Genomic DNA, 17,780 nt, shown 5'->3' with positions numbered 1-17,780 from the left:
CTGACCGCAACGGGCATCACACCCGATTATAGGTGTCCGCAAACCGGACGATATCATCCTCACCTAAATAACTACCGGTCTGAACCTCGATCAACTCCAACGGAATCACGCCCGGGTTAGAGAGCCGGTGCTGAAATCCAAGCGGAATATAAGTCGATTGGTCTTCCGTTAACATGATGTGTTCTTCACCCCGAACCACGTTGGCAGTGCCTTTGACGACAATCCAGTGTTCTGCCCGGTGATGATGCTTCTGAAGCGACAAGGACGCGCCGGGATTAACCGTGATGCGCTTTACCTGAAAGCGCTCACCCATCGCTATCCCTTCATAGGTACCCCAGGGGCGATGCACTTTCTTGTGAAAGCGATGCTCGTCCCGCCCTTGGGCTTTCACCTGGGCAACCAATCGCTTGACGTCCTGAACGCGATTGCGATCAGCTACCAGAACCACATCGTCGGTCTCAACAATCACGTGGTCGGTCACGCCCAACGCTGCAATCAATCGCCCTTCGGAGTGGATATAGGATCCGGAAACATCCTCGATAATGACATCACCGCGGCATACATTCCCCTGCTCATCCTGAGGCTGAATTTCCCATAGCGCAGACCAGGAACCGACATCACTCCATCCCGCATCCAAAGGCACGACAACAGCATCGTCGGTCTTTTCCATCACCGCATAATCAATTGAGTTATCAGGGCAAATTTCAAACGCAGCCTTGTCAACGCGAATAAAATCGAGATCGCCTTCACGGCCAGCAAAGGCACGCTCGCATGCATCGAGGATATCAGGCTGGTACTTGCCGAGCTCTTCCAGATAACGGTCTGCGCGAAACATGAACATGCCGCTATTCCAGAAATACCCCCCTTCATCAAGATACTGTTGCGCGGTCGCTTCATCGGGCTTTTCCACAAATCCAGAGACTTCAAGAAAGCCACCGGACTCTTCGCCCGCACGAATATAGCCGTAGCCGGTATGCGCAGATGTCGGGACGACACCAAAGGTCACCAATTTACCATCACGCGCCGCTTTCGACCCGATAGCCACGGAAGCCTTGAAAGCCTCCAGGTCTTTCAGGACGTGATCTGACGGCATAACCAGCAATAACTCATCCGGCGCCCCACTTTGTGCAGCTAATGCAGCCAACGCGATCGCAGGTGCCGTGTTGCGGCCTGCCGGCTCAAGCACAATCGAATCCGCCCTGTCTCCGGCCAACCTCTGCATATGCGCCGCGACAACGAACCGATGCTCTTCGTTGGTAACTGCCATTACCCGCGCAGACTCATCGACTGAAAGTCCACGCAACAGGGTTTCGGAGAGCAGCGTCTCGTCTGAGACAACGGGCAGAAACTGCTTGGGATAGGTTTCGCGGGAAAGAGGCCACAGCCGGGTACCGGAGCCGCCGGAAAGGATGACAGCAAGCATAGTGCGTCCTTGTCTGAAGTAATCCCTGAATTCTAACGCAAAGCGGGAGGCAAATGCTCACATCCAATGCGCACTACCCCGGCACAGACGGCCGGGGCAGTTTCTTGCAGACTCAGTTCTGTTGCCAGCCCTGAACCGCTTCCTTACCGTACTTCTCGCGCCACTCGTTCAGCGTTTTGTGGTTGCCACCACGAGTCTGAACGGTTTCGCCGGAGTGAGGGTTTTTATATGTCTTCAACGGACGCTTGGGCCGAGAAGAGGCGCCCTCTGCTTTGACAGATGATACTGAAGGGTCAATTGCACCCAGGACCTGCAATACATCTTTTGCGGACTTGTTATATTCATCCATCAAGCCACGAATCTTTTCTTCAAACTCGAGTTCGTGCTTAAGCGAACTATCATCTTCGAGCCGGCGCAGTTCCTCTGCGAGCTTATCCATAAGCTGCTTTTTCTGGTAGTAGTCGTTAATCTTTGCCATGGATATTACCTTCTACGTCAAAAGACATGGATCTTGATACTCAACATTTGAAATCGAATAAAATCGATACCGGAAACTGAGTCCGCAAATGATAAGTCAAGGCACCAAATAGATCAAACTTAATCACAATAATAGCCAAGGGTATTATTTACCGTTATTTAATCATAAAAAATGAAACACGCACAAAAAAGCGAGCCCCTAAGCTCGCTCTTTTAAACCTAACAATAACATCAATTTTTCTGGATCAAATAGTCATCACAACCTTAGATCAGAATCCGCTTTGTTCAGCACCCCTTTCAGATCATAAAGCACACCACGGGGCTTCAGGTAAGAGCGGAGCGCTGCAGCGCCCATTTCAGAATAATCCCGATGCGGAACAGCCAATATAACAGCATCATAGTCACCGGATTGGGGATCAAAACAAAGCGAAAGACCGTATTCGTGTTCAGCCTCTTCATTGTTCGCCCAAGGATCTGCGACATCTATCTTGCAACCGAAATCTTCAAGTTCACGGATTACATCAATTACTTTGGTATTGCGCAAATCCGGACAGTTTTCCTTGAACGTCAGCCCTAACACCAAGACCCGCGAATCCGCAATTGTCTGGCCAGACCGAATCATAGCCTTAATCAGAGACGATGCAGCATAAGCCCCCATCCCGTCGTTTACCCGACGACCGGCCAATATCATCTCAGGGTGATAACCCACAGCTTGTGCTTTATGGGTTAAATAATAAGGATCGACACCGATACAATGACCACCGACCAAACCAGGCTTGAATGGTAAAAAATTCCACTTGGTGCCAGCCGCAGCCAGCACTTCATGCGTGTCGATTCCCATGCGCGAAAATATCATCGACAACTCATTCATTAACGCAATATTGACATCGCGTTGAGTGTTTTCAATAACTTTAGCCGCTTCAGCCACCCTTATAGACGTTGCTTTATAGGTCCCAGCGGTAATCACGCTCGCATAAAGTGCATCAATCTCATCTGCAATATCGGGCGTTGATCCGGAAGTGACTTTTTTGATGGATGTAACCCGATGCTCCTTATCCCCGGGATTAATGCGCTCAGGACTATAGCCAGCATAGAAATCCTTGTTAAATACAAGTTCGGATACTCGCTCAAGAATCGGCACACAAACCTCTTCCGTTGCTCCAGGATAAACGGTGGACTCGTATATGACGATGTCGCCCGATTTCAACACCTTCCCGATGGTCTCGCTGGCCTTCACCAACGGTGTCAAATCCGGCGATTTGAATTCATCAATCGGCGTAGGCACTGTCACGATAAAAATCTGGCAATCGCTGATCTCCTCAATAACCGAAGTAAACGTTAAGCCATCTGCAGCATTGAGCTCTTCTCGCGATACTTCCAGAGTAGCGTCAACGCCTTCATTCAACTCAGCGATACGTTTTGAATTAATATCAAAACCTTTAACAGTGTGCTTTTCGCCAAAGGCCGCCGCCAACGGCAACCCGACGTAGCCCAATCCAATAACGGCTAACTTTTTCATCTAGATTCCATTCCTTTTCAATTTAGCCTTCACGATGAGCTCATTCATTACGCAGCGCACCAAATCTTTTAGGTGCTTACTGAAATAGCCACACCGGGGATGTTTTTTGACTTTTTTACCACCAAAAATTCAAACAGTTCCGCGTTCATGCACAATAAATAAATCATTATTTATTAAAGGTCAGGCGACTCACTTTCGCACTGACCGGCACTTCGGAGGCTGCAGCGTCATCCACACGACACCACACCAGATCTGAGACATCGCTATTAGGCTGATAACCCGTCGGCGCTGTTTTAAGAACATCAATTACCGTACCGCAGTCAAATGCCTGGCTTGCAGCTGTCAACTGTGCCAGCAGTTGCTCAACCTCAGCCCACGGCAAGGACACCTCTCGCGCCATCATAATACGCGGGTGCGCCGTGCCTTGCGGGTTATCCCCAATGAGCAGCTCTTCGAAAAGTTTCTCTCCGGGACGCAATCCACTGAAGACTATCTCAATATCACCTTCAGGTTTCTTTTCCGTCTTTTCTACCAGCCCCATCAGGCTCACCATCTTGCGCGCGAGATCGGCAATTCTAACAGGCTCTCCCATATCCAGGACGAACACCTCGCCGCCCTGCCCCATGCTGCCGGCCTGCAACACCAACTGACTTGCTTCAGGAATCGTCATGAAATAACGGATGATATCGGGATGGGTTACGGTGACAGGCCCCCCATCACGAATCTGGTCTCTAAACAAAGGCACGACCGATCCAGATGAGCCCAACACATTCCCGAAGCGAACCATTGAAAAATGAGTATTCGTTTGTCGCTGGGCCAATCCTTGCAAAACAAGCTCCGCAAGCCGCTTGGTAGCACCCATAACATTGGTCGGTCTCACCGCCTTATCCGTTGATATCAGTACAAACCGCTCAACTCCGGCTGCGATTGCCGCCTCCGCCGTGTGCCAGGTACCAAACGTATTATTCTGCACCCCTTCAATGATGTTCTGCTCAACCAGCGGAACATGTTTGTAAGCCGCTGCGTGATAAACAATCTGTGTACCAAAGGCGCGCATGGCGGATTCGCATCGACGCCGATGCACGACCGATCCGAGCACTGGGTGAATCTCGACCGCCAAACCCTCTATCGAATTGATAGACTCTAATTCCTTTTCAATCGAATAGAGCGCAAATTCTGAGCGCTCAAACAACACAAGCACTTTGGGTTTGTGGCGAAGAATCTGTCGACAGAGTTCGGAGCCAATCGACCCACCAGCGCCTGTCACCATAACGGATTTACCAAACAAGCTCCGCGCCACAATCGCAGCATCAGGCTGGACCGGCTCACGCCCTAATAGATCTTCGATTTCAAGGTCTCGAATATCGTTTATGCGCGCTTGCCCCGCTACCAACTCAGACATTGAGGGCACAGTTTGAACGGGGATAGACAAAGGCTCTAATTGTTTCAAGAGCGCCTTGCGGTCAACCTTGGTATTGACATCCAGTGCAAGCAGAAGGCGCTGCACCCTGTAACGCGTCATGTTTTTTTCAATGTGTTCAATACTGACAACTGGCAAACCATTAACCATCGATTTATGGTTCGACGGTTCAAACGTCACAAAAACAACTGGTCTAAACTCGGTGCCTTGCGATAGGGCTGAAGCCAGCTGCATGCCCGTTTCACCTGCGCCAATAATCGCTACAGATTCCTTGGAGCGCTGAAGAGGACGATTCACCAGTGCACGCACGCCGAGCCGTGTCCCAGCGACAAACACAAAAGCCAACGCGCCGTAGATAATTGGCACTGAACGCGGCACGAAAACCTGAAACAGATACCCCAGAACAATCAGCGAAAGGCTTGACCACACCACACCATAGGTAATCGTCAATAACGCCTGATCACCCATATAGCGAATTACTGCACGGTAGAGGCCGAGGCGAATGAAGACCACGATGGTGAATGCAACGGAGACAGTTGAAACTATAAATTGGTCGGCACTGGGAAGCCAAAGTTGGTGCTCCAGTCGAAGAGCGTATGCAGCCCAAATTGCGAAAAACAAGAAAAACACATCAGAGGCTACAGAGATGATTCGCTTATAGACACGCGGGAACCCTAAAAAATATTGAAGCATAATCAGCCCTTTATTCGATCACCAGCACCCTTGCCCAGCACCGTCATCGCTATGTATTTAAAATAGGCGCCCAAGGTGAGGGTTGCGAGCATCTTCGCGTCTGTTTCAGCAAGTAAGACTGGGGTAGACATATCGATATTATTAACTTGCGCCAGACCGGTGATGCCGGGTCGAGCTTTCAACACACCACGACGCTCGCGCTCTACTATCAACTCCTCTTGATTGAACAAGCAGGGGCGCGGTCCTACCAAGCTCATATCTCCTTTAATAACATTCCATAACTGAGGCAACTCATCCAACTTGGTTCGACGTAAAAAATGACCAAATTTGGTGATAGATGAACTGTTTGCCAAGTGACTGGCAACAGAAGAAGTATCAACAGCCATCGTGCGGAATTTGACCAGAGTGAAGGGATATCTATCCCGCCCCACACGCTCCTGCTTAAAAATGGGGAAACCGGTATCGAATAGACCAATAATATAAAGTGAAAGCAAAACTGGGAACCCGAGAACTAAGCCCGCCAAGGAAAGTGAAAAATCAAAAAAACGCTGCACAAATTAATCCCGTTTCGGTTCAAAACAACGCTCAAGGCTTTGCTGAAGCGTCAGCGGTGGCATCCAACCCAAGCGTTCTCTAGTATAACTAATATCCACTTGAAGAGAACCGAGTAGTTGTTGCGCCACGTTTTTCTTCCCCAATAAAGTAGCGCCCCACTTTAGCAACACTGAAGGAACAGGAACCAAGCATGTGTGCCTACCCATAGCATTCGCAACCGATCGTAGCAATTCTGTAGTTGATAAATCCTCTCCATCGCTTACGAGAAAGGTTTGGTTAGCAGCGGCGGGATGATCTATGCAGGTAACAATAAGACTCACTAGATTATCGATACCAACAAGTGAACGTTTATTACGAACAGCACCCAGCGGCAACGGCACCCCTTTTTTTACCCAGCGGACTAGCGACGCAAAACTACCTCGAGCGTAAAACCCATACACTAACGGTGGCCGTATAATAACAACCTCCATCCCGGTAGCATTAGCAATCTTCATTAATCCAACCTCTGCTTCATATTTCGACTTGGTGTAGCCATTATGGGGATCAGCATCATCGCACACTTTAAATGGTTTTTTACTCTCTACACCTAAGACCCCAACACTACTAATAAATATAAAGCGTTGAACTCCATTATCGAACGCTTGTTGGGCTAAGTTTAATGTACCTTTAACATTCACCTCGCTATAAAGATAAAGCAAATCATCACTCGCCCCCCCCCCTTGATGAGCTACTGCTGCCGTATGTATTACAACTTCCTGTCCGGTCAAAGCATCACTCCAGTCGGTGCAACCATCAATTACATTAATATTTGAATGACTGCCACCAACATCCTTCCTTCCAACAGTACTAAATAGATGGGAACATTCACTTCTAATGACAGCTTGAGCTATAAATCCAGACGCCCCGCTTACCAAGCATTTCAATGCAGCCTCCCCTCTATTGCATTTTTAAAAATATCTTCTAAAGAATCAAATATACGTTCTCTTGAGAAATTATTGTTAGCATATAAAGTCCCGTTTCCTCCAATTTTTTCTAAAGTATTTTTATCAAACTCAGATAAACTCACAATACACATTGCAAGGGAAGTAAAGTCACCAGAATCACACGAAAACCCGCAATTTGAAACTTCTATTAACTTTGCCCCCTCCCCATCTAGCATAGCCAATACTGGCAACCCTGCCATCATATATGATTGAATTTTTCCAGGAATAGTTCTTGATGATATATAATCTTTATTTAGTGTGACCAATGCCATATCTACTTTTGAGTAATATTCAGGCATCAAGCTAAGTGGCTGCCTACCATAAAAATTAAAAAATGCACAAAGGTCATTTTTTATAACCTCACCTTCAAACCAAGCCCTCTTACTACCATCTCCAACGATATCAAAAACTACATTACATTTTTTTGACTTCAATATCTTTGCGCACTCAACTAACGACGCCAAATCCTGGGCTTCACCGAGATTTCCAGCAAATATTATTCTGAAGCAATCATTATTTCTGTCAGACACCTCTACATTGTCGAAAAGCCTTTCCGCCCAATTAGGAAAAAGCTTTAAAAAAGCCGAGCCCTTGTTATATTTATCAACAGACTTTAAATAAGATTCAGTTTGCCCCAATATAACATCGCAGCGCTGATAAATATATGAAACGAGACGCCCTAAAACATTTAAAGCAAAAGATCCTTTCACCTTATTTACTGCAATCAATGATTCCGGCCAAAGATCAAGAGACCACATCACTAGTGGAATTTTGCGTTTTTTCTTAAATACTATTGCTGGTAACGCTACTGTTATTGGTGAAAGCTGACAACAAAAAACAATATCGAAATCAATTTTTTTTAACTTTAAAGAACCTAAAAAAATTGCGGAAATAGCGTAAGAAATATAGTTAAGTACTAATGAAAAAGAGTTTTTTCCTCTCGAAATTAGAGGAACACGAACGATATTTATGTCCCCAATACTCTTATATGAACTCGGATCCCTTTTGTATTCGGTATATACTTTTCCTTCAGGATAATTAGGGTGCCCTGTAAGAACGGTGACTTTATGCCCCCGCTCCGAAAGTCCCTCACACAGATCATTTATTCGAAAATTCTCTGGCCAAAAATATTGCGTCACTACCAAAATATTCATATCAATATTTTTTCCAAATTATACGATTCACGTAATCGGTATAGCTGTGAATAATACGAACCACTTTCTCGGATACATTAGGCATGCTGTAATCAGCCACCAATCGTAGCGTGCGATCAGTATCACCATGAGCCTGAGTCTCCAGAATTCCCAGTCCCTGCCGAACCCTCTCAGAATCAAGGCCCACCATCATTACTGCCGCCTCTTCCATACCCTCAGGACGCTCATGAGCCTCACGGAGATTCAGCGCAGGGAAGTTCAGAATCGAAGACTCCTCATTGATAGTACCGCTGTCCGACAAAACTGCTCTTGCAGAAAGCTGAAGTTTTATATAATCGTGAAAACCTAACGGCTTTAACAACTGCACCTGGGAGTGAAATACTGAACCAGTGTTATTGATGCGATTCTGAGTGCGCGGATGAGTAGATACAATCACCGGAACGTCATAATCTTCCGCAACGCTGTTCAGCGTTTCAACGAGCTTATTGAACGAGCGCTCAGACTCTATATTTTCTTCACGGTGCGCACTTACAACAAAATACTCGCGCGCCCTTAAACCCAGCCGCTGGAGCACATCCGAAGCATCTATTTGTACCCGGTAGTGGCTCAACACCTCAAACATTGGGCTGCCGGTTTTAATGACCTGATCCGGGGGTACCCCTTCGCGCAACAGGTAATCGCGCGCAATCGCGCTGTAGGTTAGATTAATATCCGCAGTATGATCAACGATGCGACGATTTGTCTCTTCTGGTACTCGCTGATCAAAGCAGCGGTTACCAGCCTCCATGTGAAAGATAGGCACTTTACGGCGTTTTGCCGGAATAACCGACAAACAGCTATTGGTATCACCAAGCACTAACAAGGCCTCTGGATTCACGTCCTCCAGGACCTCATCCACTGCAGAGATAAGGTTACCAATAGTGTTAGCTGCACTCTTACTACCATCGGCACTGTTAAGAAAATAGTCCGGCTTACGTATATTTAGATCGTCGAAAAACACCTGATTCAGTTCATAATCGTAATTCTGACCAGTATGGACCAAAGTATGTTCGCAAAACTGATCCAGCTGGGCAAAGACGCGGGAAAGGCGAATTATTTCAGGGCGCGTACCCACAACCGTCATTACTTTAAGTTTCTTCATAGCAAGAGCTGCACTCAATTATTTTTTGACCAAATTCCAGATACACATGCGGGAAACTAAAGCGGACAAGCAAAAGTATCCGGATTGTCCCTATTAAAAATCTCGTTGGCCCAAAGCATGACTACCAATTCATCATCACCGATGTTCGTAATGTCATGGGTCCAGCCCGGCACCGTTTCCACAATCTCCGCCTGCTCGCCCTCAGTGGTCAGCTCATACTCTTCGCCCGTCTGAACTTGGCGAAATTTGAAGCGGGCCTTACCCTTAATGACCAAGAATTTCTCAGTTTTGGAGTGATGATAATGCCCGCCGCGTGTAACTCCGGGGTGAGCGGTAAAATAGGAAAACTGGCCACAGTCCGGTGTTTTGAGCATCTCAACAAAAACACCACGGGCGTCGCCATGCCGGGGAACAATATAGGAAAAGCTTTCCGGCGGTAGAAAACTGAGGTAGGTCGAGTGCAACGCCCTCACCAAACCTTGCCCTACCCGTTCCGTAATCAACGATTCTCGGCTACATTTAAATGCACGTATGGTTTCAGCTAGAGTGCCAACAGTGATCGTATATTGAGGCTGAACCTGCTCAAAACCTTCAAAGTCTGGGTTCGGACGAGCACCATCCAGTAGTTGCAGAAAACGATTAATCACGTCGTCTACATAAACCAACGAAACCTCCGCATTAGCATTATTAACCTGAACGGGCCGGTCGCGAGCTATGTTATGACAAAAGGTTGCAACAGCAGAGTTGTAGTTCGGGCGCGACCACTTACCGAAAACATTTGGTAAGCGGAAAATGTATAGCGGAAACTCCCCTTCATCTGCGGAATTCTTCGCTTCAATTTCGCCATTCCGCTTACTAATACCATAGTCGTTATCAATAGCAGCCTGAGTAGACGACGTAATAAGCAGGGGTATTTTCTCTCCTGTTTTTTTTGCCCTCAACATCAACATCCGGCCGATTTTGGCAGTCAGGTCTGTATTGCCTTCCGTGAACTCGCTTACATTTTGAGGGCGATTCACTCCGGCTAAATGAAATACAAAATCTGATTTTAGAAGCGCTTCACAAAGATCATCATCGGAAGACTCGCGAGTAATGAGAGAAACCCCAACATCTCGCCTTTCTGACAAATGCTGTCGCAGATTTCTGCCGATAAAACCGTTTGCTCCCGTAATTACCACCCGCATAAAATCAGTCCTGAGGTTCCGCGTCTTCGCCTTTAGCAATAGCTTGAATAAAACCCAGCTTCATCAGTAATTGCTGCATGCCAGCTTTATCCAGCCTGACGGTATTGTGGGAATTATAGTCAACCGCTTCAGAGATCCCCTTTTCTCCCTGTTCGACATATTTTCCATAGTTTAAGTCTCGCAGGTCTGGGGGAAGACGGTAATAACCTTCAAGCTCTTCCGCTGATACCATTTCCTCACGACTGAGTAAAGCTTCAAATAATTTCTCTCCGTGACGAGTCCCGATTACGCGTACTTCATGCTTCGGAACACCTAGCAGCTCCGTGAGTGCATAGGCCAAAGTTTCAATAGTTGCAGCCGGAGCTTTCTGAACAAAAATTTCGCCGGAATTTCCATGTTCAAAAGCAAACAAAACCAGATCGACTGCGTCATCAAGCGTCATCATGAACCGGGTCATATGCGGATCTGTAATCGTGATAGGTATACCCGCCTTAATCTGATCAACGAACAATGGAATAACGGAGCCCCTGGAAGCCATCACGTTTCCGTAACGAGTGCAACAGATCACCGTTTGATCGCTGGATCGAGACTTAGCAACGACTACTTTTTCCATCATTGCCTTCGAAATACCCATAGCATTAATTGGATAAACCGCTTTATCTGTACTAAGGCACACTACCCGCTTGACACCGCACGCGATGGCAGCTTCAAGAACATTCTCCGTGCCAAGCACATTGGTCTTTACCGCCTCCATAGGATGGAATTCGCAAGAAGGCACCTGTTTGAGCGCGGCAGCGTGATATATAAAGTCAGCGCCCCGAACGGCGTTCAAAACAGACTGGTAATCACGTACATCGCCGATATAAAATTTTAACTTAGGGTTATTATACCGTTTACGCATGTCGTCTTGCTTCTTTTCGTCCCGACTGAGAATTCGAATTTCGGCAAGGTCAGATTTCAGGAAGCGGCGGAGCACAGCATTGCCAAAGGAGCCAGTACCGCCGGTAATTAGTAAAATTCGGTTATTAAACATAGCACCTTACTTTATTTTAGAATGCATTAACCTCAAAAACACTACCATTAACTACAATAATTTTTGATGCTTGCCTTGATACTTTCAACTTCTTTGCAATCAAAAAACTGATTTTCAAATTCTGAAAACCATCTATCTAAAAAGGTGATTTTTCTAAAAAACCGATCAACATGATATTTTTTTGAGAACACATATAAAGCGAAAACACCAAAGGCTCCAAATGAGATCAATTTTGCCTTTAAAACACTAATTTTAGATACATCAAATCTTGCAACCGGTTCGGCACCTAAAAGTGAAGAAGCAAATCCAACCAATTTATCCGATGCAATATCGCCACTTATATTATCGTAATAGGCTAAAACATCCGAACTTTTCAAAGGAAAGTTCTTCTCAGAATTAAATTTAAAAGATTTAAGGAATTCTTCTTTCGTTGTGATGAATTTCGCCTTTTTTAGCAAAACACTATCAAAGTTATCTGGCAAAGTACACGGGCGTAAAATCTGATACATCTTATTTAAATAGTGCGACTCTACTACTGTAGTTGAGTACCAAGACAGTATTATATCAGACGCCATTATCCATTGCTTCGCAGAGCCGTACGACACGACTCGGAAATTTCGATACTCATCCTCTAATTGATTAACAACAGCTAAGCTAAGCTCATCAGGATGAGGCCTGTAGATAAAATTCTTGTTTGGATTGGCGAGCAAAGCTGCCTCTAACCAGGAAATTATATGGTTCCTTGATTCCGTATGAATATAAACAAAATCACTAAGATTTGACCCAGAAACCGTTTCATTCATGCGTAATCGATAAGGGGAAATATCCGCATATGTAAAGCTGGAAAGAAATAAAACCCAATCCGAATCAAAACCTATTGAGAATCTTTCACCTAACTCCTTCTTTATATTCAGACAAACGTCATGACTGGCTCGACTCATCAAATCCAAATGAGGTGCACCGATCATCAGTAGGCGGTCCTCTGGAACTCCGAAATTTACCAGTCGAGTAGCCGTCTCACTACCCCAGCACACATGAAACCCATTTTTTGCGCTGGCCGATGGATTGTGGTGCCCGAGCTTTTCCCATTTATCCGAAAGAACTTGCTCATACTGAAGATTGATTATGGCCTTTGGCCTTCCATATCTTGCAATAAGTCGAGCGACACTAAGATCATTATATAAATGAGGTACTACTAAAATATCCGGAGCACCCTTAAAAAGATTAAAGTCAAAGCCCCAATAGAACTGAGTGATTCGGCAATCTATACCCGCTTCAAGAAATTTACTCTGCAGCAGAATAGCCGTTTCAAGCTCGCGATTTTTTCGCTCATAAATTACAAGTATATTAGGAGAATTAATTTTTGATTTCATATCAACCGATATCTCTTACCAAAAAACAATCTATTTATAAAACCCAAAACAAAAAAAGAAAAAACAATAAAATTCAAATAAGAAAAACCATAAGCAGGTATTACCGGCGATAGAAAAACAACAAATAATAAGTAGATAGAAAAGCCCAAGGCCCAGCCTCGAACTCTTGAACGACTTTTAAAAAAAAGAAGGCAAAAGCCAAACAGAATGCCAATTATAGTGGATAAAAAAGCCAACCCTAAAAACCCAAAATCATAATATATAGCAGCGGGCAACGAAACAAAGGCTCCCACGTCGGAGAAAGCGCCTTGCTCAAGCGGGCTTTCAATTATTTTCAACCTTGCCAATATCACGCTGAATGGATATAAAAAGTAACTTCCTGGCATGTAAACCAAATCCGGAATTGCCTGCGCAGTCCATTGCCCGTGCACAAGATAGGAGGAGATATAAAGGAACAATAGCTCTATGTCCGAAGAGCTTTGAACTGCATATCCTTCCACAAATTTTCCCTGTAAACCATCAACAGCCCTAACCAGCAACACACTAAGATCCACATGCCCCATTGATGCGCTTGACTTTATGATTTTTGCAACATAGAAAAAAGCAACAAAAGATAGGCAAACACATAGAAAGCTCACTTTAATCCATGTTTTTACATTTATACGATCATTCCTTAAAGCTAATGCGATAACAACGATAACAATAACTAGCAGTATATTACTTCGCCCACCATTTAAAGCAGCATGAAAAAAGACAACAGAGAGAAATAGAGCAAAATATAGAAAGAAAGAAGCAGCTTTAAAAAACCTCGAATTTACGATCAGAAAAAAGATTCCAACAAAACAAAAAGGAACTAAAATATTACCAAAAACACTGAAAAAAGACCCGCCATCAGATGCTAACCATTCGTAACGTGCGGCTCGAAGTCCCTTCGAATAGTCTATGCCTCTGACGAAAACCCTGTCATATCCGACTAATGCACCGCCAACAATAGACGCGACACAGCAGTACATTACGTTTTTCTTTGCACACCTGATTTGGAATTCCGTGAACTCTGAGCAATGTTCTATAGCTCTTGATTTGAAAATCAAAAAGCTAACAATGGACACTACGCTGAAAAAAATAAGATTTATGAAAAACAAAAAAACGTAATTAGAATTTTTTGCCTCTACAGGCAACAAAACAACAGCTAAAAAAACAATAACATTAATTATAATAAAAATTAGGTAAATTCTCCTAGATTCAGGAGTGAAAACTCTACCTTCTTTTAAAACAGAAGAACTAAACAGTGAACGCATCGTCAACTATTAAATTTTGACTGCAGATGAATTGAGAAAGATCAGACAGTAGAAAACTAACGGCCCCCACAATACTACTTTTATCTAGCATTCCCTTTGATCGACAATAGGAATTGTAAGCACTTACGAAAATCTCATCTTGCTTGTCCAACAATCCACCGGGGCTCACAGCATTAACCCTAAATTCCGTACCTTTCATAAAAGCAGTGAAGTAAGAGTTAAGATGTAAAAGTGCGGATTTGATAGCGGCATATTCGACTGGCATAGTCATATCTGTTTTATTATATATGTCAAATCTTGGAGCTATAACACCATATATAGATGAGAGGTTGACAAGTGAAAAAGGCTCTCCGCTTTCTTTTGCATAACAGGCACACTGTTGCATAAATAAAAAATAGCCACCCAGATGCAACCCTACGTTCTCACAAAAGTCCTCATACGTAACATCTAATGCCTTTCGTCCATAATTCTCATTGCGCGGGTAAGCTGTGTTGACTGCACCGTCAATACGCTTCCACTTCTGTTCGGCGATAGTAAATACTTCTCCAACCGCATCCTTATCGGTAATATCAATCTCTAGTGGAAGAACTTGGTCTTGCCCAAGTTCCTGCGCCAAAGGATCAACCAAATGTTGCTTGATATCGGCAGCAATCACTCTCGCCCCCTCACGCACCACAGACCGAACAATTTCACGACCAAGCAATCCGCCTGCACCAACGATCAAAATAACTTTATTTTCCAGTAACATTGCAAGCCTCTGTATAGAGCAATTCCGCAAACTTAAAGTCCAGGTTGTCATCTATATCAACTGCCCGCTGCTTTGGCACGATAACCGATCTAACCTTACCATCGAAAAGTGAACTCTTTTCAGCGATGAACGTTTTAGTAAGAACATAAGCCACTGTTGTTATATCGAAAGCTTCTGGGGCGTCCTGGCGCCTGAAAATCCCGCCATCTGGCATCAGGATTTTAGATATCCCATCAGGTGCCCTCGATACCATATTAAAGAACGGGCTCCGGGATGCGGGTGTCACCGTTATAACCGCGTCCGTATCAGTTGTTAGAGCATTTAGAGCAGCCAGCACGTCGTCGCTGGAACGTAAGGGGCTCGTTGCTGGCAGACTAAGAAAAACATCAAATTCTTCTCCGGCATCTTCAACATGACGGATCGCATGCCGCCACGCTTCCCACTCCGGTGATGTATCCCCCGCCAACTCTTCGGGGCGGTTGATCACCTCAGCACCGTAGATCTCCGCCACTTTCTTAATCTCTGCATCATCAGTTGATACAAATATCTTTGATACCTGAGGTAGTTTTTTTGCTATATTTATCGAATGACCAATTAATGGCACGCCACCAATTGGCAATAAATTCTTTCCGGGCAGCCCTTTGGACCCTCCTCTGGCGAATACAAACGCAAATATCTTTTTCACGACACACTCTCCACGTCAACCCAGGCGGACTGTTCGCTGGACGCCCTAATAGATTCAACAAGACTCATTACTCTCATGGCAGAATTCAGCGTCGACTCAAAAGTTGCTTTGCCGTGAACAAAGTCGACAAATGCATTCACCTGATCAATGTACATTTGATTCCTATCATACGACGGCTCTGCACAAACCTGTTCAATAACCCCGTTCGGCCGCAGAAGCTTTACATCATTGTACATCAGGTCCCAAACAATGGTCCCTAGCTCCCCGACCGCCTTGAAACTTCTGCTAGCTTGCCGCTGAAGAAAATCCAAATGAATATGAGCTATTAGACCATCTCGCCGCTCTAGCAAAGCCTCCACAGTGTCTTCAACATCGGTCTCCAAGGCTCCAGTGCTACGCATGACCCCTAACGACCGAGAAAATGGCCCAAAAAACCAATTGATATAATCGAGTTCGTGGCTCAACTCAAGCAACGCTCCGCCACCCAAATCCTTTCTCGCAGACACGCCGGTACGGTAATCGCTTTCCGGCCGCCAATCTGGAAGGTATTGACCAACTTCAACAAAGACCGTGCTGACTTTGCCAATAGCTTCTTCGTCCAAAAGCCTTTTTACTATTCTAGCGGCGGGCATAAACCTAAGATTATAGGCAACCCCGATACAGGAACTGAATTGCGTCAGTCTGAAGGCCTCAAGCTCAGTGCGCAATACACACAAGGGCTTCTCAATAAGCACCGGTATATTTGCGGCCAGTAGCTGATTTGCGTGGTTGAGATGGTAAGATGCCGGTGACGCTACGATGGCAAAATCCGGTGCCATGCTTATAGCAATATCCAAATTGGCTGCCACGCTTGAAGCACCAACTTCTGAGGCGTTTACCTTTCTGCCAGTAGAACTCACACAGACTACCGATGAATCAGGGAACTGCTGACGCAGGTTTTTGATATGTCTTTTGGCTATACTTCCGCTGCCAACCACTAGGGCGGTCTTCAGGTGCGCACTGGTCATAAGAGATCGACTTCTTTTTGTGCTTTTTTGAAGTCGTCCATCTTACCAATATCTAGCCAGTACTCATGTACAGGAAACATCGATATTTTTTGATTTGTAGCCATCTGTTGTTCAAGTAACGTGGGCATATCCACCCGCCGACCTTTTTCAACCGCATGCACTAACTCTGGCGATACGACATAGATTCCGGCATTGATGAAGCACTTCTGAACTGGTTTTTCCTCCATGCTGCAGATGTAGGTACCGTCTGTCTGGACAACCCCGTATGGAATCTGGTGTTCGTACTCGCGAACGCACATTGTCGCCACGCTGCCTTGGTCCACATGGAAATCAAGCAACCCTCGATAGTTCACCGTGGTGAGCAAGTCTCCGTTCATCATAATTAACGGCAGATCAATACTGCTTTTTGGCAGCAAGCCTAGAGCACCACCAGTTCCAAGCGGCTCATCTTCGTGTACGTATTCAATTGATACCCCCCATTGAGAGCCATCACCAAAGTGCTCGTGAATCATTTCCGGAAGATAGTGAGTAGAAATAAAGAACCGGGAGAAACCTGCATTAGCTAGGCTCTCGAGAATCAATTCCAAAATGGGCTTGTCCCCTACTTTAAGTAGCGGTTTTGGGCATTCATTGGTCAGTGGTCGTAGGCGTGTACCGAAACCACCCGCCATCAGGAATACCGGGTTTCGGACAGTCCGCCGCTCCACCAAGCCATGGAGAGTTTCCAGACCTACCACGCGACCTCTAGCATCAACGATCGGGATCTGCAGCAATTCCAGGTTTTCCATGACAGAAAGCATTTTATCCCTAGACCAATCAGCGTCTGCAACGTGCGGAGTTCGGCACATCACTTCCTTTACGGGTGCGTCCAAGGGAATATGTTTTAATAGGGCACGACGAATGTCACCGTCGGTCAGTGTTCCTATTAACCTTTGATCATTTGTTACAATCAGGGCAATTCGTAACCCGCCTTTATCGAGCACCGAAATGGCTTGTTCCAGCGCGATATCCGGTCGAATCAGAATGTTTTGCCACTTTTTCATGTGTCAGGTATTCCGTTTATGAAATGAAAATCATCTATAAGATA

16 protein-coding genes are annotated in these 17,780 nt (G+C 45.4%); all 16 read right to left on the bottom strand.

The features are described from left to right. Positions 1 to 16: 16 nt before the first annotated feature. Positions 17 to 1,423 (bottom strand): mannose-1-phosphate guanylyltransferase/mannose-6-phosphate isomerase, encoded by a 1,407-nt coding sequence (locus ACUN9X_RS08985; RefSeq protein WP_445472844.1) that lies wholly within the window; start codon positions 1,421 to 1,423, stop codon positions 17 to 19. 112 nt (positions 1,424 to 1,535) lie between these two features. Further along, entirely contained in the window at positions 1,536 to 1,901 is a 366-nt protein-coding gene (locus tag ACUN9X_RS08980; protein WP_260035784.1) for a histone-like nucleoid-structuring protein, MvaT/MvaU family, read from the bottom strand. Positions 1,902 to 2,156: 255 nt separating this feature from the next. Continuing rightward, a complete protein-coding gene (tviB, locus tag ACUN9X_RS08975; RefSeq protein WP_445472843.1) occupies positions 2,157 to 3,419 on the bottom strand; it encodes a Vi polysaccharide biosynthesis UDP-N-acetylglucosamine C-6 dehydrogenase TviB in 1,263 nt (420 codons plus the stop codon). Between the two features lie 166 nt (positions 3,420 to 3,585). Next, positions 3,586 to 5,532: a polysaccharide biosynthesis protein gene (locus ACUN9X_RS08970; protein WP_445472842.1), complete on the bottom strand. Its 1,947-nt coding sequence runs from the start codon at positions 5,530 to 5,532 to the stop codon at positions 3,586 to 3,588. Between the two features lie 2 nt (positions 5,533 to 5,534). Beyond that, the gene (locus tag ACUN9X_RS08965) at positions 5,535 to 6,086 is read right to left on the bottom strand and encodes a sugar transferase (protein ID WP_445472841.1); all 552 of its coding nucleotides are present in this window, start codon (positions 6,084 to 6,086) and stop codon (positions 5,535 to 5,537) included. Between the two features lie 3 nt (positions 6,087 to 6,089). Next, the gene (locus tag ACUN9X_RS08960; protein ID WP_445472840.1) at positions 6,090 to 7,010 is read right to left on the bottom strand and encodes an NAD-dependent epimerase/dehydratase family protein; all 921 of its coding nucleotides are present in this window, start codon (positions 7,008 to 7,010) and stop codon (positions 6,090 to 6,092) included. Next, on the bottom strand, positions 7,007 to 8,224 hold the full coding sequence (locus ACUN9X_RS08955; RefSeq protein ID WP_445472839.1) for a glycosyltransferase family 4 protein: 1,218 nt from the start codon (positions 8,222 to 8,224) through the stop codon (positions 7,007 to 7,009). Before ACUN9X_RS08955 ends, ACUN9X_RS08960 begins: the two co-directional genes overlap by 4 nt. Before the next feature lies 1 nt (position 8,225). Further along, a complete protein-coding gene (gene wecB, locus ACUN9X_RS08950; RefSeq protein ID WP_445472838.1) occupies positions 8,226 to 9,365 on the bottom strand; it encodes a non-hydrolyzing UDP-N-acetylglucosamine 2-epimerase in 1,140 nt (379 codons plus the stop codon). A gap of 56 nt (positions 9,366 to 9,421) precedes the next feature. Next, positions 9,422 to 10,549, bottom strand: coding sequence for a UDP-2-acetamido-2,6-beta-L-arabino-hexul-4-ose reductase (gene wbjC / locus ACUN9X_RS08945; RefSeq protein ID WP_445472837.1), 1,128 nt, complete (start codon positions 10,547 to 10,549; stop codon positions 9,422 to 9,424). Between the two features lie 4 nt (positions 10,550 to 10,553). Beyond that, positions 10,554 to 11,582, bottom strand: coding sequence for a polysaccharide biosynthesis protein (locus ACUN9X_RS08940; protein ID WP_445472836.1), 1,029 nt, complete (start codon positions 11,580 to 11,582; stop codon positions 10,554 to 10,556). A gap of 47 nt (positions 11,583 to 11,629) precedes the next feature. Then, positions 11,630 to 12,955, bottom strand: a complete 1,326-nt coding sequence (locus ACUN9X_RS08935; RefSeq protein ID WP_445472835.1) for a surface carbohydrate biosynthesis protein — start codon at positions 12,953 to 12,955, stop codon at positions 11,630 to 11,632. Continuing rightward, the gene (locus ACUN9X_RS08930; RefSeq protein ID WP_445472834.1) at positions 12,952 to 14,253 is read right to left on the bottom strand and encodes a hypothetical protein; all 1,302 of its coding nucleotides are present in this window, start codon (positions 14,251 to 14,253) and stop codon (positions 12,952 to 12,954) included. The genes ACUN9X_RS08935 and ACUN9X_RS08930 overlap by 4 nt, the downstream gene beginning before the upstream one ends. Beyond that, complete coding sequence (locus ACUN9X_RS08925) at positions 14,237 to 15,001, bottom strand: oxidoreductase (protein WP_445472833.1); 765 nt, start codon at positions 14,999 to 15,001, stop codon at positions 14,237 to 14,239. The genes ACUN9X_RS08930 and ACUN9X_RS08925 overlap by 17 nt, the downstream gene beginning before the upstream one ends. After that, entirely contained in the window at positions 14,985 to 15,686 is a 702-nt protein-coding gene (locus ACUN9X_RS08920; protein ID WP_445472832.1) for an acylneuraminate cytidylyltransferase family protein, read from the bottom strand. Before ACUN9X_RS08920 ends, ACUN9X_RS08925 begins: the two co-directional genes overlap by 17 nt. Next, the gene (locus ACUN9X_RS08915; RefSeq protein ID WP_445472831.1) at positions 15,683 to 16,693 is read right to left on the bottom strand and encodes a Gfo/Idh/MocA family protein; all 1,011 of its coding nucleotides are present in this window, start codon (positions 16,691 to 16,693) and stop codon (positions 15,683 to 15,685) included. Before ACUN9X_RS08915 ends, ACUN9X_RS08920 begins: the two co-directional genes overlap by 4 nt. Then, a complete protein-coding gene (locus tag ACUN9X_RS08910; protein ID WP_445472830.1) occupies positions 16,690 to 17,736 on the bottom strand; it encodes a nucleotidyltransferase family protein in 1,047 nt (348 codons plus the stop codon). The genes ACUN9X_RS08915 and ACUN9X_RS08910 overlap by 4 nt, the downstream gene beginning before the upstream one ends. Between the last annotated feature and the right edge of the window lie 44 nt (positions 17,737 to 17,780).

It is taken from the genome of Marinobacter sp. V032 (assembly GCF_052645435.1).
Note: the sequence above shows the minus strand (reverse complement) of the source record. Positions and strands in the feature narration are given on the sequence as shown.